The 18288-nt window shown below is 68.7% G+C and carries 16 protein-coding genes; 4 read left to right on the top strand and 12 right to left on the bottom strand.

Translation table 11 applies throughout. From position 1 onward, the window contains the following. The first annotated feature begins 70 nt into the window (after positions 1-70). The 3 genes from ACEU5R_RS11115 to ACEU5R_RS11105 all read left to right on the top strand — a co-directional run bounded on the left by ACEU5R_RS11115 (position 71) and on the right by ACEU5R_RS11105 (position 5368). Positions 71-2161 carry a primosomal protein N' gene (locus ACEU5R_RS11115; protein ID WP_392410193.1) on the top strand — a complete coding sequence of 697 codons (2091 nt, stop codon included), beginning with the start codon at positions 71-73 and terminating at the stop codon, positions 2159-2161. 5 nt (positions 2162-2166) lie between these two features. After that, positions 2167-4230: a UvrD-helicase domain-containing protein gene (locus ACEU5R_RS11110; RefSeq protein WP_392410179.1), complete on the top strand. Its 2064-nt coding sequence runs from the start codon at positions 2167-2169 to the stop codon at positions 4228-4230. Between the two features lie 304 nt (positions 4231-4534). After that, the gene (locus ACEU5R_RS11105) at positions 4535-5368 is read left to right on the top strand and encodes an AraC family transcriptional regulator (protein WP_103272163.1); all 834 of its coding nucleotides are present in this window, start codon (positions 4535-4537) and stop codon (positions 5366-5368) included. 66 nt (positions 5369-5434) lie between these two features. Here the strand turns inward: ACEU5R_RS11105 and ACEU5R_RS11100 are convergent, their stop codons facing one another. Continuing rightward, complete coding sequence (locus ACEU5R_RS11100) at positions 5435-6502, bottom strand: low specificity L-threonine aldolase (protein ID WP_233772685.1); 1068 nt, start codon at positions 6500-6502, stop codon at positions 5435-5437. A 128-nt stretch (positions 6503-6630) separates the two neighbouring features. Between ACEU5R_RS11100 and ACEU5R_RS11095 the strand changes: the two genes are divergently transcribed. Continuing rightward, positions 6631-7485, top strand: coding sequence for a class II glutamine amidotransferase (locus ACEU5R_RS11095; protein ID WP_103272164.1), 855 nt, complete (start codon positions 6631-6633; stop codon positions 7483-7485). A gap of 104 nt (positions 7486-7589) precedes the next feature. Here the strand turns inward: ACEU5R_RS11095 and dapD are convergent, their stop codons facing one another. The 11 genes from dapD to ACEU5R_RS11040 all read right to left on the bottom strand — a co-directional run bounded on the left by dapD (position 7590) and on the right by ACEU5R_RS11040 (position 18260). Further along, positions 7590-8573: a 2,3,4,5-tetrahydropyridine-2,6-dicarboxylate N-succinyltransferase gene (gene dapD, locus ACEU5R_RS11090; RefSeq protein WP_392410178.1), complete on the bottom strand. Its 984-nt coding sequence runs from the start codon at positions 8571-8573 to the stop codon at positions 7590-7592. 41 nt (positions 8574-8614) lie between these two features. Further along, positions 8615-8962, bottom strand: coding sequence for a type II toxin-antitoxin system PemK/MazF family toxin (locus tag ACEU5R_RS11085; RefSeq protein WP_103272166.1), 348 nt, complete (start codon positions 8960-8962; stop codon positions 8615-8617). Then, positions 8962-9207 carry an AbrB/MazE/SpoVT family DNA-binding domain-containing protein gene (locus ACEU5R_RS11080; RefSeq protein ID WP_103272167.1) on the bottom strand — a complete coding sequence of 82 codons (246 nt, stop codon included), beginning with the start codon at positions 9205-9207 and terminating at the stop codon, positions 8962-8964. Before ACEU5R_RS11080 ends, ACEU5R_RS11085 begins: the two co-directional genes overlap by 1 nt. Before the next feature lie 222 nt (positions 9208-9429). After that, a complete protein-coding gene (locus ACEU5R_RS11075) occupies positions 9430-10560 on the bottom strand; it encodes a M20 family metallopeptidase (protein ID WP_392410177.1) in 1131 nt (376 codons plus the stop codon). Between the two features lie 37 nt (positions 10561-10597). After that, on the bottom strand, positions 10598-11503 hold the full coding sequence (locus tag ACEU5R_RS11070) for a prolyl oligopeptidase family serine peptidase (RefSeq protein WP_103272169.1): 906 nt from the start codon (positions 11501-11503) through the stop codon (positions 10598-10600). 9 nt (positions 11504-11512) lie between these two features. After that, positions 11513-12523: an ABC transporter ATP-binding protein gene (locus ACEU5R_RS11065; RefSeq protein WP_103272170.1), complete on the bottom strand. Its 1011-nt coding sequence runs from the start codon at positions 12521-12523 to the stop codon at positions 11513-11515. Further along, positions 12520-13503: an ABC transporter ATP-binding protein gene (locus ACEU5R_RS11060; RefSeq protein ID WP_103272171.1), complete on the bottom strand. Its 984-nt coding sequence runs from the start codon at positions 13501-13503 to the stop codon at positions 12520-12522. The genes ACEU5R_RS11065 and ACEU5R_RS11060 overlap by 4 nt, the downstream gene beginning before the upstream one ends. Before the next feature lie 132 nt (positions 13504-13635). After that, on the bottom strand, positions 13636-14553 hold the full coding sequence (locus ACEU5R_RS11055; protein ID WP_103272172.1) for an ABC transporter permease: 918 nt from the start codon (positions 14551-14553) through the stop codon (positions 13636-13638). Between the two features lie 5 nt (positions 14554-14558). Further along, the gene (locus ACEU5R_RS11050; protein ID WP_392410176.1) at positions 14559-15536 is read right to left on the bottom strand and encodes an ABC transporter permease; all 978 of its coding nucleotides are present in this window, start codon (positions 15534-15536) and stop codon (positions 14559-14561) included. 46 nt (positions 15537-15582) lie between these two features. Continuing rightward, positions 15583-17220, bottom strand: coding sequence for an ABC transporter substrate-binding protein (locus ACEU5R_RS11045; protein WP_103272174.1), 1638 nt, complete (start codon positions 17218-17220; stop codon positions 15583-15585). 65 nt (positions 17221-17285) lie between these two features. Further along, positions 17286-18260 carry a succinylglutamate desuccinylase/aspartoacylase family protein gene (locus tag ACEU5R_RS11040; protein ID WP_392410175.1) on the bottom strand — a complete coding sequence of 325 codons (975 nt, stop codon included), beginning with the start codon at positions 18258-18260 and terminating at the stop codon, positions 17286-17288. Between the last annotated feature and the right edge of the window lie 28 nt (positions 18261-18288).

The raw sequence follows: 18288 nt of genomic DNA, 5'->3' as shown, positions 1-18288 counted from the left end.
TCCGGCCTATCGCCGGACGGCTCAACCTTTCGGCCAGAAAACCGTCTTCCATTGATCCGTCCCCGTGAACATGCCTGATACCGACGCCGTCCAGAATCCCGCCGCCGTCTGCTGGGTGCGGGTGGCGCTGGATGTGCCCTTGCCCGGTCCGTTCGACTACCGCAGCGATGCGCCGGTGGAGGCGGGGCTGCGCGTGATCGTGCCGTTCGGACGCCGCAAGATGATCGGCGTGGTGGTGGACAATCCGGCCGAGCCGTCTTTCGACCCCAAGCAGATCAAGCCGATCGAAGAGGTGCTGCGCGACCTGCCGCCCTTCGACGGAGACTGGCTGCGCCTGGCGCGCTTCGCCGCCGAGTACTACCAGCGGCCGCTGGGCGAGGTCATGCTGCCGACCCTGCCGCCGCCCTTGCGCAAGCCGTCCGCCTATCAGGGCAAGCGCTCCGCCGGCGGGCCGGTGGCGCGGCTGGACGGTCGCAAGCGTAAAAAGGCGCGCGCGCCGGCCGAGGCCGACCAGCCGCCGGCGCTGAACGATGCGCAGCAGGCGGCGGTGGAAACGCTGGCCGCCCTGAATGGCTTCAAGCCCGTGTTGCTGTACGGGGTGACCGGCAGCGGCAAGACCGAGGTCTACCTGCGCGCCGCCGAGCGCGTGCTGGCCGCCGGTCGTCAGGTGCTGCTGATGGTCCCGGAAATCAATCTGACGCCGCAACTCGAAGGCGCGCTGCGGGCGCGGCTGGAGGCGCAGCTGGGGCCGGACGGCCTGGCCGTGATGCACAGCGGCCTGTCCGACGGCGAGCGGCTGGATGCGTGGTCGCGCGTCCAGCGCGGCCAGGCGCGCATGCTGCTGGGCACGCGCATGGCGATATTCGCGCCGCTGTCCGAGCTGGGCCTGATCATCGTCGATGAAGAACACGACGCGTCCTACAAGCAGCAGGACGGCCTGCGCTATTCGGCGCGCGATCTGGCGGTGTGGCGGGCGCACGACCTGAATGTGCCGGTGGTGCTGGGTTCGGCCACGCCCTCGCTGGAAACCTGGCAGCACGCCGAGCGCGGCCGCTACCTGCGGCTGGCGCTGCCGGGCCGCGCGCGCGCCAGCAGCCTGCCGGCGATCAAGCTGGTGGACACGCGCCGCCTGCAGATGAAACAGGGCCTGTCGCCGCAATTGCTGGACGCCATCGGCCAGCGACTGGAGCGCAAGGAGCAGTCGCTCATCTTCCTGAACCGCCGCGGCTACGCGCCGGTGCTGCATTGCCAGTCCTGCGCCTGGGTCAGCAACTGCCCGCGCTGCACGGCCTTCACCGTGCTGCACCGGAGCGGCAACGGCGGCAACCGCCTGCATTGCCACCATTGCGGCTACCAGGCGACGGTGCCGCGCGCCTGCCCCGAATGCGGCGACCAGGACCTGGCGCCGATGGGGCGCGGCACCCAGCGCATCGAGGAGCATCTGGCCGAGCTGTTTCCCGAGGCGCGCATCCTGCGCATCGACGCCGACAGCACGCGCAGGAAAGGCAGCGCCGAAGCGCTGTTCGCGTCGGTGCACGCGGGCGAGGTCGACATCCTGGTGGGCACGCAGATGGTGGCCAAGGGCCACGACTTCGCGCGCCTGGGGCTGGTGGGCGTGCTCAACGCCGATTCCATGCTGTTCGCGCATGATTTCCGCGCGCCCGAACGCCTGTTCGCGCAGCTCATGCAGGTGGCTGGCCGCGCCGGCCGCCATCAGAACAATGGCGAGGTGCTGATCCAGACCGGCTATCCCGAGCAGCCCGTGTACCAGGCGCTGCTGCGGCACGACTACGCGGGCTTCGCCCGCCACGCCTTGGACGAACGCGAGAGCACCGGCCTGCCGCCCTACGCCTATCAGGCGCTGCTGACCGCCGAGGCGCGCGAGCTGGCCACGGCGCAGGCCTTCCTGCAGCAGGCGCGCGCCATGCCGGAGGGCGAGTGGGCGGCGGACTTCCCGCCGCTGGACGCCATCATGCTGTACGACCCGGTGCCGCTGCGCGTGGTGCGCGTGGCGAACGTGGAGCGCGCGCAACTGCTGGTGGAAAGCACCAGCCGGCCGGCGCTGCAGGAATTCCTGCGGGTGTGGTCGCATTACCTGCCCTATCTGGCCAACGAGGCCCGCGTGCGCTGGCAGCTGGAAGTGGATCCGCTGGAGATCTGACGAAAATGTCCGCAAGCGAACCCATTGGCCACGGCCTGAATCCCGCGCAGAAGGAAGCGGTGCTTTACCTGGACGGCCCCTGCCTGGTGCTGGCTGGCGCCGGCAGCGGCAAGACGCGGGTGATCACGCAGAAGATCGCTTACCTGCTGCGCGAATGCGGCTACATGGGCCGCAACGTGGTGGCGCTGACCTTCACCAACAAGGCCGCGCGCGAGATGGACGAGCGCGTCAAGACGCTGGTCGACCGCAAGCTGTCCAAGGGCCTGACCATCAGCACCTTCCATTCGCTGGGCGTGAAGATGCTGCGCGAGGAAGCGCGCAATGCCGGGCTCAAGCCGACCTTCTCGATCCTGGACGCGGACGATGCCATGAGCATCATCCAGGAACTGCTGGCCACCACCGACAAGGCGCGGCTGCGCCACGTGCAGGGCATCATCTCGCTGTGGAAGAACGCGCTGATGGAGCCGGACGACGCGGCGCAGGCGGCGCAGACGCCCGCCGAAGCGGAGGCGGCCAATGTCTACCGCAGCTACGCCGCCACGCTGGCCGCCTATCAGGCGGTGGACTTCGACGACCTGATCCGCATTCCCGCGCTGTTGCTGGCCGGCAACGAGGATGTGCGCACGCGCTGGCAGAACCGCGTGCGCTACCTGCTGGTCGACGAGTACCAGGACACCAACGTGTGCCAGTACCGGCTGGTGCAGCTGCTGACCGGCCAGCGCGCCATGTTCACCGCCGTGGGCGACGACGACCAGGCCATCTACGCCTGGCGCGGCGCGACCATCGAGAACCTGGCCAAGCTCACCACCGACTATCCCAACATCAAGCTCATCAAGCTGGAGCAGAACTACCGCTCGGTGCAGCGCATCCTGGCGGCGGCCAACAGCGTCATCGAGCGCAATCCCAAGTTGTTCGAGAAAAAACTGTGGTCCGACCTGGGCACGGGCGAGCCCATCGTCGTGTCCGCCATGGACGGCGAGGAGCAGGAGGCCGAGTCCATCGCGATGAAAGTGTCGGCCGCGCGCTTCGAGCGCCAGGCGCAGTGGAAGGACTTCGCCATCCTCTACCGCAGCAACCACCAGTCGCGCATCCTGGAACAGGCGCTGCGCAACCTGAAGATCCCGTACACCATCGCCGGCGGGCAGAGTTTCTTTGACAAGGCCGAGGTGCGCGACATCCTGGCCTACTTGCGGCTGCTGGCCAACGATGACGACGATCCGGCCTTCATCCGCGCGGCCACCACGCCCAAGCGCGGCATCGGCCAGGCCACCTTGCAGACGCTGGGCCAGTACGCGGCCAGCCGCGAGCTGTCGCTGCTGGCCGCCGTGCCCGAGACCGGCCTGGAAAGCCTGCTGGCGCCGCGCCAGATCGAACCGCTGCGCACCTTCACCGAATTCATCCGCCGCATGCAGTGGCGCGCGGGCCGCGGCGCGGCCGATGGCAAGCGCGATGCGCCGGCAGAACCGGCCGGCCCGATCCTGGACGATCTGCTGCAAGCCATCCAGTACGAGCGGCACCTGTTTGAGCTGTTCGATGAGAAGCCGGCGCAGACGCGCTGGCAGAATGTGCTGGAACTGACGGGCTGGCTCAAGCGCAAGGCCGAGGAAGACAATATGTCGCTCTTCGACCTGGTGCAGCATGTGGCGCTGGTGACCATGCTGGAGCGCGGCGAGGAAGAAGAACCCGACGCGGTGAAGATGTCCACGCTGCATGCCTCGAAGGGGCTGGAGTATCCCCACGTGTACCTGGCCGGCGTCGAGGAAGGCCTGTTGCCGCACCTGGGCAAGGACGACGAAGTCGGCGACCCGGCGCGCGCGGCCGAGAACCTGGCCACCCGCATCCAGGAAGAGCGCCGGCTGATGTACGTGGGCATCACGCGCGCGCAGCGCAGCCTGAACCTGAGCTGGTGCAAGCGCCGCCGCCGCGCCCGCGAGGACGTGGTGCGCGAACCGTCGCGCTTCATCGAGGAAATGGGCCTGGACGATCCCGCCATCAAGGAAGACGAGACCACCGCGGCGATGAATCCGAAGGAACGGCTGGGCATGCTCAAGGCCCTGCTGAAGAGGTAGACCCCCCCCCGAAGCGCCGGGGGCGCTTCCCCCCCAGGGGGGCGCTGCTACGGACCGGCGGAGCCGGATCCGTGCAGCCCCGGTCGTTGCGGGGCGAGTGGTTTTCCTGGCGTTGGGGTTGTGCTGGCGGGGTGGGCTCGCTGCGCGCTGTTGTGGGCTGGTCGCCTGTCCGGTGTTTTCCCGCTTGGGGCGTGATGGGTGGATTTCCTGGGGCGGTGGCGTGCAAGAAATTACATGACGCGCGCCGGCTTCGGCGTTATACCTGTGGTCTTGCCCGCTGCCATCCGCCTATTTCATTCCCGCCATGAAGGACGTCGTTCGATACCATCCCGTACCCGGCATGCCCGGCATGGTGCTGGGTCAGGCGCGGATCACCGAGTTCCAGTTCGATCGCCACTATCACGTGGACTATCACATCGGGCTGGTGACGCAGGGCGTGCAGCGGCAGAGCTTTCGCGGTCGCAGCGTGCTATTGGGGCCGGGCGCCGTCGCCTTGATGCCGCCGGGTGAAATCCATGACGGCGCGGGCGTTTCCGACTATGGCCTTTCCCATACGCTCCAGACCTTTCGCATCGCGCCGGAGCTGATGCGCGGCTTTCTGCGCGAAGTGGCGGGCGGCGCGGGCGAGGAGCGATTCCTGGCCACGCTGATCGAGGACGCGGGATTGGCGCAGCGGCTGATGGCGCTGCATGGCGCCTGGATGTCCGACGCGTCCGCCACGCCGATGGCGCGCGATGAGGCGTCGCTGGCCGTCATGGCCGCGCTGTTCGCGCGCAGCGGCGCGGCGGCGCCGCGCGCGGTCAAGGGAGGCCTGTCGGCCGAGCACCGCCGCCGTGTGCTGGACTACTGCCAGGAGCGCCTGAGCGAGAAGATCGGCCTGGAAGACCTGGCGGCGCTGTGCGGCCTGAGCCGCTTCCAGTTTCTGCGCCGCTTCGCGCATTCCTTCGGGCTGACGCCGCATGCCTGGCTGGTGCGGCTGCGGCTGGAGCGGGCCTGCGCGGCGCTGGCCGGGTCCGGCCTGAGCGTGGCGCAGGTCGCGGCCGAGGTAGGCTTCTACGACCAGAGCCATTTCAACCGCGCCTTCCGCGTGGCCTATGGTGCGCCGCCATCGGCCTATCAGCCGGGCGGCGCGGCATAGGCAGGCAACCCCACGCAGGCAACTTCATGCAGGCAACCCCATGCAGGCGGTCTCATGCGGGCAACGTCATGCGCGCGCCACGGCGGCGCGCAGCGCCGATAGAAAGTGATCCACGTCCTGTTCGCGCGTGGCGAATGAAGTGACCAGGCGCACGATGCCCGGGCCCCAGCGGTCATGGTAGAAGCCGAAGCCCTGCGCCAGCAGGCTGTCGATGGCGGCAGCGGGCAGGCGGCAGAACAGGATGTTGGCATCGGCGCGGCCCTGCAGCGCCACGCCGGGCAGGCCTTCCATGCCGGCCGCCAGGCGCCGCGCCATGGCATTGGCCTGGCGCGCGTTGCGCAGCCACAGATCGCCGTCCAGATAGGCCTGCATCTGCGCCGACAGCAGGCGCATCTTGGAAAACAGATGGCCGCCGCGCTTGCGGCGGAACGCCAGCGCCTTGGCCGGCGCGGGATCGAACAGCACGATGGCCTCCACGCCCAGCGCGCCGTTCTTGGTGGCACCGAAGGACAGCGCGGTCACGCCCGCCTTCCAGGTCATCTCTGCCGGGCTGCAATCCAGGCTGACCAGCGCGTTGGCGAAGCGCGCGCCGTCCATGTGCAGCGGCAGTCCGGCGTCGCGGCAGACGGCGCCGATGGCGCGCAGCTCGTCCAGCGTGTAGACGCCGCCGGTCTCGGTGGCCTGGGTGACGCTGACGCAGGATGGCTGCATCGAATGCACATCGCCCGCCTTGCGGCGCGCCTCGACGGCCAGCTGGGCGGGGTCGATCTTGGCGTCGGCGCCGCCCAGCAGCGTCAGGCGCGCGCCGCCGGTAAAGAACTCGGGCGCGCCGCATTCGTCATTGGCGATATGGCTTTGCGCATGACACAGCACGCTGCCCCAGGGCGGCGTCAGCGCCGAGAGGCTGAGCGAATTGGCGGCGGTGCCGGTCGGCACCAGCAGCACGTCGACCTCGCGCTCGAAGATGTCGGCCAGCTGGCGGCGCACCTGCGCCGAACCCTCGTCGGCGCCGTAGGGTTGCGCCTGGCCGTGGCAGGCCGCCGCCAGCGCAGCCAGGATCTCGGGGCTGGCGCCGGCGATGTTGTCGCTGGAAAAGCCCATCTGCGGGGCGTCGGGAGAGGCGGGCGTGTGCAAGGCGGGACTCCGGGGAGTGATTCGGGGATAGACCCCGACTATGCCGCGCGCCGGCCCGCCGCGCTTGTAGAAAATTGCGGCCTGCTCCTACACTGGCCCGCAAGGAACGCGTATCGAAGGAGCATCCCATGTGCCGCTGGCTCGCTTACACCGGCAGTCCCCTGCAGATGGAGCGCGTGCTGTTCAAGGCGCGCCATTCCCTGATCGACCAGAGCCTGCATGCGCGCCTGGGCGCCACCACCACCAACGGCGACGGCTTCGGGCTGGGCTGGTACGCCCGCCCGGCGCCAGACGGCTCCCTGGAACCGCCGTTCCGCTACCGCAGCGTGCATCCGGCCTGGAACGACCGCAACCTGCGCGAGGCCGCGCGCGCCATTCATTCCTCGCTGTTCGTGGCGCACATCCGCGCCGCCACCGACACGCCGGCGCAGGAAACCAACTGCCATCCGTTCCGCCATGGCAACTGGCTGTTCGTGCACAACGGCCTGATCCGCGACTTTCCGCTGCTGCGGCGCGACCTGATGCTGATGATCGCGCCGGCGTATTTCGGCTCGCTTGAAGGGTCGACCGATTCCGAGCTGATGTTCCTGCTGGCGCTGAGCTTCGGCCTGGAGGATGACCCGCTGCCGGCGCTGGCGCGCATGGTGGGGGCGGTGGAAGAGACCGGGCGCCGCCATGGCGTGGCGCAGCCCATCAACATGACGGTGTGCGCGCTGGACGGCGAGCGCATGATCGCGGTGCGTTATTCCAGCGAGCGCGAGTCGCGCACGCTGTTCCACAACACCTGCGTGCAGCACCTGCGCCAGCTGTATCCCGACGATCCGCAGATCGCGGCGCTGGGCGACGACACCTTCCTGCTGCTGTCCGAACCGCTGACCGACATGGCGGATGCCTGGGAGGAAGTGCCCGAGTCCACCGCGCTGATCGCCGCGCGCGGCGAGCTGCGGCATTTTCCGTTCGCGCCGATCGCGCCGGGCGCCTGATGCCTGCGACTTGATGCCTGAAGCTTGCTGCTTGATGCGGCGCGCTTGATTCGCAAGGAATCGCATCTGGCGCTTGCCGCGCCGCCGGAGCGATCCGTTGCGGCCTAGTGGCCGCTGTGCAGCGCCGGGTTGAGCGTGCCCCAGGCGGCCGTGCGCACCAGCGTCTCGACGGCGCCGGTCTGCGAGTTGCGGCGGAACAGCAGCCCGTGCTGGCCGGCCAGCGACACCGCCTTGACCACCGCGCCCTCGGGCGTGAGCACGCGCGTGCCGGCGGTGATGTAGCAGCCGGCCTCGACCACGCAGTCGTCGCCCAGCGAGATGCCGATGCCGGAATTCGCGCCCAGCAGGCAGCGCTTGCCGATCGATACCACCTGCTTGCCGCCGCCGGACATGGTGCCCATGATGGACGCGCCGCCGCCGATGTCGCTGCCATCGTCGACGATGACGCCGGCGCTGATGCGGCCCTCGACCATGGACGCGCCCAGCGTGCCGGCGTTGAAATTGCAGAAGCCTTCATGCAGCACCGTGGTGCCGGGCGACAGGTGCGCGCCCAGCCGCACGCGGGCCGTGTCGGCGATGCGCACGCCTTGGGGCACCACGTAGTCGGTCATGCGCGGGATCTTGTCCACGCCACGGATTTCCAGCGTCTGGCCGGTGGCGCGCAGGTGCCAGCGCAGCGCGTCGATCTGGTCCACCGGGCAGGGGCCGGCCGAGGTCCAGGCCACGTTGGACAGCACGTTGAACAGGCCGTCCAGGTTGGCGTCGTGCGGGCGGATCAGGCGATGGCTGAGCAGATGCAGCCGCAGGTAGGCGTCATGCGCGTCCGACGGCGGTTCCTCCAGCGAGGCGATGGCGGTGCGCACGGCCACGATCTCGACCTTGCGGCGCGTGTCGCGCGCCAGGGCCGTCGGCACATGCTCGCCCAGCGCCGCGCGCGCTTCCTCGGGCGTCAGGTGGCGGGTGCCGCCAGAGGGCGTGTGATCGGCCAGCGAGGGGCGTGGATACCAGGTATCCAGGATGGCGCCATCGGCGGCCAGGGTGGCCAGGCCGTAGGCGACGGCGCTGACGGGGGCGGAAGGGTCGGGCATGGTGGGCCTGCGGGATGAAAACGGCATGCGCCGCGCGGGAGTCAAGGACGCATTATCGCTTCAAGCCGAGCCCAGACTTCATCGACGAGGTACGCGGGCACTGACTCTTTTCGTTTGGCCTGCCGCACGCGCCAATCCAGTGATTTCAGTTGATGGCAATGGATGCTGCCCGTCGTCGCGGTCCCCGTGCCCATCAGCGTGACCACCGTGCCATGAGTGCGTTGTTCGGTGGCCTGACCTTGTGAAATCGGACAGATCATCGCCAGTCCAAGTTGATTGAACTCCTTGTGGCTGACGACTAGTCCGTAGTGCGGACCCGTCATTTCCCTGCCGGCAGCGGGATCAAACTGTAGATGCACGATATCGCCGTGGCTGGGCACGTATGCCATCAGTTGCGCTCCCGTCCGACAGCGGGCATGTCGTCCCAGCCGTCGGCTCGGGGCAGCCCATCCGGCATTTCAGCCAGGAGGTCGGTGAGCGCATAGCGCGGACGCGCTGGCGGTTCGATAGTGAGCCGCCGGCCGGACATGTGGAGTTCGACCTGGGAGCCTTCACGCAGCCCGTTCTGGTCGATGTATGCCTTGGGGATGGTCATCACGAGCGAACCTCCTGCCTTGCGTAGAGTTTGACGCATGGAAGTCTCCCATATTGATGAGGGATGCGGAGCCTGAGTGCGCCATTTATAGCACTATTTATCCTACAAAAATAGGATATCGATGGCGCAAAATGATCGTGTCCGACGCATCTGTCAGATCTCGCCCAGGCCCGATGCCGCGGATCCGGCTCCGCCGGTCCGCCAGCATGCCCGCTTGAGGGGAGCGCCCAGGGGGAAGCGCGTAGCGCTTCGGGGGGCTTTCTACTCCAATTCCTTCAACAGCAATTCCCAGAACTTCAACCGCTGTTCCAGCGTCGACACCAGGATGTACTCATGCAGCGTGTGCGCGCCGTCGCCGTCCGCGCCCAGGCCGTCCAGCGTGGGCACGCCCATGGCCGAGGTGAAGTTGGCGTCGCTGCTGCCGCCGGTCATGGGCGCGTCTTCCAGCAGGAAGCCGGCGCGCTCGGCGTAGCCCTGGACCAGCGCCAGCAGGGCGGCGGCGGCCTCGGTCTTGACCATGGGCGGGCGGTTCAGCTCGACGTCGATGTCCAGCTCCACGTCCGGACCCACGGCGCACAGCTCGCGCATGCGGCGCAGCACGTCCTCGGCCGCGCCCATGTCGGGCACGCGGAAGTCCACCACGCAGCGGCAGTGCGCCGGCACGGTGTTGGTGACGGTGCCGCCGGCGATGGTGCCCACGCTCACGGTGATGCCACGCTCGTAGTCGGTCATGGCTTCCAGCGCCAGCACCTGGTGCGCCATTTCGCGGATGGCGCTGCGGCCCTTGTCGTGGTTCATGCCGGCATGCGCCGGACGGCCCTTGACGTTCAGGTTCAGCATGCCGGTGCCCTTGCGCGCGGTCACGCACTTGCCGCCGTTGGCGCGCGCCGGCTCGCACACCAGCGCGTACTTGGCGTTGGCGGCGTAGCGCTCGATGTGGGCGCGCGACGCATGGCTGCCGGTCTCTTCGTCCGGCACCACCAGGAAGTCCACGGGCAGGCGCGTGTCGCCGGGCCGGGCCACGGTGGCCAGCGCCGACAGGGCCAGGTAGATACCGGCCTTCATGTCATAGCTGCCCGGGCCGTAGAGGCGGTCGCCCTCGATCCGCACCGGGTTGTCCTTGAGCGTACCCACCGGATGCACGGTGTCCATGTGGGCCAGGATCAGGATGCCGGGACGGTCGTCGCCGTCGGCGCGGTTGGTGGCGTACAGCAGCGGTCCGGTGTCCGGGCCGATGTCGGACAGTTCCACTTTCAGGCCGGCGGCCTCGGCCTGGCCGGCGATGATGCGGGCCATGGCGGCGATGCCGTCGGGATAGTTGGAGGGCGACTCGCAAAGCAGCCAGGACTGGATGCCGGAGACGAGCTGTTCGGTGCTGAGGGTCGAGGACATGGCGGTATCGGGTGTCGGCTAGGCGGAAAGGGAACGATCAGGCGACCTGCTGGCCGGCCAGGCGGGCCAGTTCGGCGTCGTCGGGCATGCGGCCATCGAACCAGAGGCTGGCGCAGACCGCCGACATGGCGCGGCCGTCGTGGCCGATGCCGGGCACGACCTGCAGCGTCCAGTTGAACGGCACGCCGCGGCGCTCGGCTTCCTTGCGGCCGGCCTCGAAGTAGTTCTGCGCGCGCGCGAAACGGTGCGGCCCCTGGCGCATGGCGGCCGGTTCCGAGGGCAGGTTGGGATCGTCGGTGGCGATGTCCTGGTCGCCGGCCAGGATGGTCATGGGATAGGCCAGCAGCTTGACCAGGTGATCCTCGGTCAGGCCGACGCCAGCCATGCCTTCGGGGAAGGGGTGGTCGAAGGTCGGCAGCGTGTACCAGCCGGGATTGCCCGCGGCCACGGCCTTGAACGGCGCATGCGACTGGCTGCTCATCAGCCGGTGCACGAACTGGCCGCCGGCGGAATGGCCGAACAGGTACACGTTCTGGCCATCGGTGATCTCGGCGGCGATCAGGTCGCGCACCACGCTGCCCACCAGCGCGTAGGTCCAGCCGTCGATGTGGCGCGGATTGCCGCCGGCCGAGAACACGCGGCCATTGTTGTAGCTTTCGACGCCGGGCCAGATCTCGTTGGAGAAGGTCAGCGCCACGATCAGCAGCTTGTGCTTGTCGGCGGCCGGCACCCAGAAGTCGCGGTATTCGTCGCCGTTGCGCAGCACGCCGTGCTGCACGATCACGACCGGGCGGTCGGGCGTGTAGCCATAGGGGCGGTAGGTCTGCAGCTTGAACGGACGGTCGGCGTTGCGGTCGTCGTCGATGTAGGGAATGGCGTTGCGGCCCGCATGGCCCAGTTCAATGGCGATGCGGTCGACGTTGGTGAGTTCGGCAGGTTTCATGGCGACGTGTCAGGCGGTGGCTTCGTTCAGATGGCAGGCCGACCAGTGGCCCGGCGAGATTTCCTTCAGGACCGGCGCCTGCTCGCGGCAGCGCGGCATGGCGTGCGGACAGCGCGGGTTGAATGTACAGCCCGGCGGCGGATTAAGCGGCGACGGGATTTCGCCCTTGATGGGCGTGAACTTGCGGCCGCGCCGCGCCACGTCCGGCACCTCGGCCATCAGGGCCTGGGTATAGGGGTGGTTGGCGCGCGCGAAGATCTCGGCTGCGGTCGAAATCTCGACGATCTTGCCCAGGTACATGATGGCGACGCGGTCGGAAATGTGCTTGACCACGCCCAGGTCATGGCTGATGAACAGGTAGGTGAAGCCGTGCTGTTCGCGCAGGTCCATGAACAGGTTGATCACCTGCGCCTGGATCGACACGTCCAGCGCGGCCACCGGCTCGTCGCAGACCAGGAACTTGGGCGCCACCATCAGCGCGCGGGCGATGCCGATGCGCTGGCGCTGGCCGCCGGAGATCTGGTGCGGGAAACGATCGCGGTATTCGCGGTCCAGACCGACCTCGGACAGCGCCTGGTCGATGCGCGCGGGAATGTCGGCCGGCGGCGCCAGCTTATGCACCTTCAGCGCCTCGCCCAGGATCTGGCGCAGCCGCTGGCGCGGATTCAGCGAGGCCTGCGGATCCTGGAAGATCATCTGCACGCCCAGCGTGTAGGCCAGCTTGTCGGCGCCGCGCAGGCGGGCCGCATCGCGGCCCTGGTACAGCAGCTCGCCCTCGGTCTGGCGATGCAGGCCGGCCACCACGCGGCCCAGCGTGGACTTGCCGCAGCCCGATTCGCCCACCAGGCCGACCACCTCGCCGCGGCGGATGGACAGGTCCACGCCGTTGACGGCGTAGACGGTGCGGCGGTCGATGGGACGGCCGGCCAGGGCTAGGATGCGCTGGGCCAGGTCGGGGCGTTGCTCGAAGCGCTTGTGGACGTTCTTCAGCTCGATGACGGGAGTATCGGCTTGATTCATGCTTGCTCGGCCTCGCGGGCGATCGGCACGTAGCAGCGGAAGCTGCGCGGGCCTTCGGTGGTGACGGTGGGGGCTTGCTCGGTGCAGCGCGTGACCGCGCTGGGGCAGCGCGGCCGGAACGCACAGCCCGAGGGACGGCCGGACAGGCTGGGCGCCATGCCGTTGATCTGGTGCAGGCGCGCGCCGGGCTGCGTGGCGCCCGGCATCGAGTCCAGCAGGCCGCGCGTGTATGGATGGCGCGGCGCTTCCAGCACCTGCTCGACCGGGCCGCTCTCGACGATGCGGCCGGCATACATGACGGCCACGCGGTCGGCCAGCTCGGCGACCACGCCCAGGTCGTGAGTGATCCAGATCAGCGCGGTGTTGTGCTGACGGCAGATCTCCTGCATGCGGTAGAGGATCTGGCCCTGGATGGTGACGTCCAGCGCGGTGGTGGGCTCGTCGCAGATGATCAGGTCGGGCTTGTTCAGCATGGCGATGGCGATGGCCACGCGCTGGCGCATGCCGCCGGAGAACTCGTGCGGATAGCTCTTCAGGCGCTTTTCGGGCGAGGGGATGCCCACCATCTCCAGCGCTTCGCGGCAGCGCTCGAGCGCTTGCGCGCGCGGCACGTCCGCGTGCGTCAGGATGGCTTCCATCATCTGCTCGCCGATGCGCAGCACCGGGTTCAGCGTCATCAGCGGATCCTGGAAGATCATCGCGATGCGGTCGCCGCGCAGCTGGCGCATCTGTTCTTCGCTGTACTTGCGCAGGTCCTGGCCCTTGAAGCGGACCTCGCCCTCGACCACTTCCCCGGGGGGATCGATCAGGCCCAGCAGCGAGAAGCCGGTCACGGACTTGCCCGAGCCGGACTCGCCGACCAGGCCTACGATTTCGCCGCGGCGCACGGTCAGGTCTACGCCGTCGACGGCCGGCCAGGCGCCGGCTTCGGTATGGAATGCGGTGCGCAGGCCGCGCACCTCCAGAATGGTCTCGCTCATGTCAGTCATCCATTGCGCAAACCGCCACGCAGGTATCGGGTGTCGCTCCATCGGGGTGCCGCGGAGCCGGCTTCGCCGGTCCGCCAGCACGCCCCCTCGAGGGGGAAGCGCGCAGCGCTTCGGGGGTGGGCCTCATCTTTTCGGGTCCAGGCTTTCGCGGAGGCGGTCGCCGACGATGTTGATGGACAGGATCAGCAGCAGCAGGGCGATGCCCGGGAACAGGCTGATCCAGTAGTCGCCCGAGAGCAGATACTGGAAGCCATTGGAGATCAACAGGCCCAGCGACGGCTCGGTGATGGGCACGCCCACGCCCAGGAAGGACAGCGTGGCTTCCAGCGCGATCGCGGTCGCGATCTGGATGGTGGCGAACACCATGACCGGGCCCAGGCAGTTCGGCAGCAGGTGGAAGGCCATGATGCGCCAGGCCGGGAAGCCCAGGTTGGCGGCGGCCTCCACGTATTCCTTGCGCCGCTCCTGCAGCGCGCGGCCGCGCATGATGCGCGCGTAGTGGCCCCATTGCACCAGCACCAGCGCCAGGATCACCTTGTCCACGCCGCGCCCCATCACCACCAGCAGCACCAGCGCCACCAGGATGGTCGGAAAGCCCAGGATGAAGTCGACGATGCGCATCAGGATGGTGTCGACCACGCCGCCCATGTAGGCGGCCACCAGGCCAACCGCGCCGCCCACGGCGGTGGCCAGCACCACGGCGGACAGGCCCACCATCAGGCTGATGCGCAGGCCATACAGGATGGCGCTGAGCATGTCGCGGCCCTGGTCGTCGGTGCCCAGCCAGGCGATGCTGCCGTCCATCAGCGCCTGGCGCGGCGCCAGGCGGCCGTCCATGAGCGAGAGGTTGGCGAGGTCGTAGGGGTTCTGCGGCGCGAAGTAGGGCGCGAACACCACCAGGATGATCAGCACGGCCAGCGCGATGGCAGAGCCGGTCACGGTGGGCCGAGAGCGCAGTTTCTTCAGGATGGAGGCGCGCTTGGGCGTGTCCGCCAGGGGCGGGGCGGTGCGGGTGCGGCCGGGATTGGGAGATTGAGCCATGACGATTATTGAGCGGGGGTCACGAGCTGCACGCGCGGGTCGAGCGCGGCGTACAGGATGTCCACGACCAGGTTGATGACCACGAAGATCAGGGTGACCAGCATCACGTAGGCCACCACCACGGGGCGGTCCAGCTGGTAGACGCTGTCGATCAGCAGCTTGCCCATGCCGGGCCAGGCGAACACCGTCTCGGTGATGGTGGAATACGCGATCAGCGTGCCGAATTCCATGCCGATCACGGTCACCACGGGGATCAGGATGTTGCGCAGGATGTGGCGGCGCACGATGCGGCCCGGCTTGACGCCCTTGGCGCGCGCGAACTTCACGTAGTCCTGGCTGCGCGCCTCGACCACGCCCGAGGCGGTCAGGCGCAGCACCAGCGCGATGTTGGCCAGCGCCAGGTTGATGGCCGGCATGATCAGGTGCGACCAGCCGTCGGCGGTCAGGATCGACAGACGCACGCCGAGCACGGTGACGGTGTCGCCGCGGCCCGTGGCCGGCAGCCAGCCCAGCCATACGGCGAACAGCAGGATCAGCATCATGCCCTGCCAGAAGTTGGGCAGCGAGAAGCCCAGCACCGACGAGGCCATGATGCCCCGGCCCAGCGGCTCGTCACGGTACAGGCCGGCGACCAGCCCCAGCGGGATGCCGATGACACAGGTCAGCCCGATGGCCACGACCACCAGTTCGAAGGTGGCCGGGATGCGCTGCACGATCAGCTCGATGGCGGGGATGCCGTGGACGAAGGACACGCCCAGGTCGCCGTGCAGCGCGCGCCACAGGAAGCCCGTGTACTGCTGCCACACGGGCAGGTCCAGCCCGAGGCGGGCGATCATGGCTTCGCGGGCGGCCTGGCTGGCCTCGGGGCTGACCAGCAGCTCGATCGGGTCGCCCACGGCGTACACCGCGAAGAAGACCACGACCGAGACGGCCAGCAGTACGAACAGGCTCTGTATCAACCTGCGCAAGATGAATAGGGCCACTTGATATTTCCTTGGTGGGCTCGGGAGTTGCGGGCGCCAGGCGGGGCTACTTGGCGGGCTTGGCCGACATGGCCAGGGTGTACTGGTCGGCGCGGCCTTCGTAGGTCAGGCCCTTGCGGTACGCCCAGATGCTGCTTTCGAAGTGCAGCGGGATGCTGGGCAGGTCCGCCAGCGCGATCGCCAGCGATTCCTGCAGCAGCTTCTCGCGCGCGGCCGGGTCCACCGTGACCAGGGCGCGCTTGAAGACCTGGTCGAACGCCGGGTTGTCGTAGCCGCCGTAGTTGCTGGTGCCCAGGCCGTGCTCCTTGTCGAACGCGGAGACCCAGTATTGCAGGAAAGACGAGGCTTCGCCGGTTTCCGACGACCAGCCGCCCATGGCGAAGCTGAACTCGCGCTTGGCGCGCTTGGGGAAGTAGATCGAGCGCGTCATCGCGTCGACCGAGGCCTTGATGCCCACGCGCGACAGGTACTGCGCCACCGCCTGCGAGATCTGGGCGTCGTTGATGTAGCGGTCGTTGGTGGACGACACGGCCAGTTCGAAGCCGTTCGGGTAGCCGGCCTCGGCCAGCAGCTTCTTGGCGCCTTCGGGGTCGTACTTGAGTTCCGGCGGCTGCGGCAGCGTGCCGAACATGCCGTCGGGCAGGAACTGGTTGGCCGGGGTGGCGGCGCCGTCCATGATGCGGGCGGCGATGGCCTTGCGGTCGATGGCCATGGAAATGGCGCGGCGCACGCGCACGTCCTGCAGCGGGTTCTTGCCGTCGGCGGCCTTGACCATGGGGCTGGGCGAGCGCGCCACGTCGAACTGGAAGTACACCACGCGCACGGACGGCGTGATCACGTAGCCGAAGCCCGGCGTTTCCGAGATGCGCTTGACGTCGCGCGCGGCGGGGTTCTCGATCAGGTCGAAGTCGCCGGCCAACAGGCCCGTCAGGCGCGGACCGGCCGACGGCGCGGGGATCAGCTTGACCTCGCCCCAGGCCGGTTTGTCGCCCCAGTAGCCTTCGTTGCGGGTCAGTTCGATGGCGCTGCCCTTGACATAGGACTTGAGCGTGTAGGGGCCGGTGCCAATGGCGGACTTGCCGCCGTTGAAGTCGGCCACGGTAGGCCAGGGGCCGGTCACGCCGCAGCCGTTCTTCAGGTCGAACGTGATCGGGCCGTGCTGGACGATGCCGCTCCACAGCATGGGCATGCGGCTCATGTCGTTGGGCAGCAGCGGATAGGGCAGGCGCGTCTTGATGACCAGCGTGTCGTCGCCGCGCGCTTCGACGCTGGCGAACTTCTGCACCACGGCGGGCTGGGAGCCGCCGATGGACTGCTCGTTGTTCATCACGCGGCAGAACGTGAAGATCACGTCCTGCGGCGTGAAGGGCTGGCCGTTGGAGAACTTGGCGCCTTGGCGCAGCGTGAATTCCCAGGTGGTGTCGTCCACGGACTTCCAGGCCGTGGCCAGGCGCGGGATCAGCTTCATGGCCGCGTCCTGGCCGACCAGCGTCTCGAACACGTGCGAGGTCATCGCGTCGTTGGGCGTGACCTGATGGTAGTGCGGGTCCATCGCGGTGGGTTCGGACGACAGGCCGATGCGCAGCGCGCCGGCCTGGGCCAGGGTGGCGGTGGGACAGGCGGCCAGCGCGGCGGCGAGCGCGCACGCGGCCGGTAACAGGCGTTGGATGGTCTTGGCTGACATGTGTTTTCCCCTTGTGGTGTTGTGGTGTGTCGCGGGCGGCGCCCTCTGGGGGGCGCCTGCCGTCTTTATGCGGCGATGGGCTGCGCCAGCCGGACCACCGTCACGCCCGGGCGCAGGTTGGCCGTGGACGGCATGATCAGCACGCAATCATCGTAGGGCGCGACCACCGGCTCGCCCTCGGACCAGCCGATCAGGTCGCCGGCGCGCGGCAGCGTCTCCAGCCCCTTCCAGGGCTGGGCGAAGCGGAAGTCGGCGCTCTTGGCGGCCACGGCATGCGTGACGCGCAGCGCGCGCTGCGCGCCGGCATCCGGCGCGAACCAGGCGGCCGGCAGGTCGGCGCGATCCACGGTGTCGGCGGCGAGCAGGAAGCGGGCCAGCTGGTCCAGCGCCACGCCGTGCGCCTCGGGCGCGCCATGGAAACCGCATTCGATCAGCAGCGAGCGGGTGCCGTTGTCGCCGGCTTGGCCGAAGCGACCATAGTCGCGCATGCGCACGCCGGCGGCATGGCCGGCGTCGGCGATGATGGTGGCGGGGTTGCCCAGCGCCAGCGCCAGGTCGATGTTGCGCTGTTCCATGCCGGTCAGCTGCAGCGGCACGTCGGAATTGCTCATCGAGTGGAAGTCCAGCAGCCAGTCGCTGCGTTCCACCCAGGGACGGATCTGGGCCGCGCGGCGGCGTTCCTGGCTGTTCGGCGCGGACAGCTTGTCCTCGCTCCAGACGCGGTTCATGTCTTCGTCCACGAAGCGCGCGGGGGCGTAGTTGGACGGGTCGAAGCGGTCGAAGGCGGCCAGGTTGCAGAAGGCCAGCGTCAGGCTGCCCCGACGCGGACGCAGGCCGGCGGCCAGCGCGTCCTTGAGCGCCCAGGCGCCGCACAGTTCGTTGCCGTGGATCAGCGCGCTCAACATCACGCGCTTGCCCGGCACGCCGGAATCGAAGTGCCACACCCCGGGGGTGTCCGTATTGCCGGCGCGCTCGGACGACAGGTCCGGACAGGCGAGCAGGAAGGGACGCGGACTGGGCGCGGCGGCGGGTGTGGACATGAGGACTCCGATGAAGCGGGGGGATTGT

The organism is Achromobacter sp. 413638 (assembly GCF_043119405.1).
Lineage (GTDB): Bacteria > Pseudomonadota > Gammaproteobacteria > Burkholderiales > Burkholderiaceae_B > Achromobacter.
This window is presented reverse-complemented; position numbering and strand designations above follow the sequence as displayed.

Coding starts and splice junctions, on each gene's coding strand:
- ACEU5R_RS11115 (WP_392410193.1), top strand. CDS start 71: ATGCCTGATACCGACGCCGTCCAGAATCCCGCCGCCGTCTGCTGGGTG.
- ACEU5R_RS11110 (WP_392410179.1), top strand. CDS start 2,167: ATGTCCGCAAGCGAACCCATTGGCCACGGCCTGAATCCCGCGCAGAAG.
- ACEU5R_RS11105 (WP_103272163.1), top strand. CDS start 4,535: ATGAAGGACGTCGTTCGATACCATCCCGTACCCGGCATGCCCGGCATG.
- ACEU5R_RS11095 (WP_103272164.1), top strand. CDS start 6,631: ATGTGCCGCTGGCTCGCTTACACCGGCAGTCCCCTGCAGATGGAGCGC.
- dapD (WP_392410178.1), bottom strand. CDS start 8,573: ATGCCCGACCCTTCCGCCCCCGTCAGCGCCGTCGCCTACGGCCTGGCC.
- ACEU5R_RS11085 (WP_103272166.1), bottom strand. CDS start 8,962: ATGGCATACGTGCCCAGCCACGGCGATATCGTGCATCTACAGTTTGAT.
- ACEU5R_RS11080 (WP_103272167.1), bottom strand. CDS start 9,207: ATGCGTCAAACTCTACGCAAGGCAGGAGGTTCGCTCGTGATGACCATC.
- ACEU5R_RS11075 (WP_392410177.1), bottom strand. CDS start 10,560: ATGTCCTCGACCCTCAGCACCGAACAGCTCGTCTCCGGCATCCAGTCC.
- ACEU5R_RS11070 (WP_103272169.1), bottom strand. CDS start 11,503: ATGAAACCTGCCGAACTCACCAACGTCGACCGCATCGCCATTGAACTG.
- ACEU5R_RS11065 (WP_103272170.1), bottom strand. CDS start 12,523: ATGAATCAAGCCGATACTCCCGTCATCGAGCTGAAGAACGTCCACAAG.
- ACEU5R_RS11060 (WP_103272171.1), bottom strand. CDS start 13,503: ATGAGCGAGACCATTCTGGAGGTGCGCGGCCTGCGCACCGCATTCCAT.
- ACEU5R_RS11055 (WP_103272172.1), bottom strand. CDS start 14,553: ATGGCTCAATCTCCCAATCCCGGCCGCACCCGCACCGCCCCGCCCCTG.
- ACEU5R_RS11045 (WP_103272174.1), bottom strand. CDS start 17,220: ATGTCAGCCAAGACCATCCAACGCCTGTTACCGGCCGCGTGCGCGCTC.
- ACEU5R_RS11040 (WP_392410175.1), bottom strand. CDS start 18,260: ATGTCCACACCCGCCGCCGCGCCCAGTCCGCGTCCCTTCCTGCTCGCC.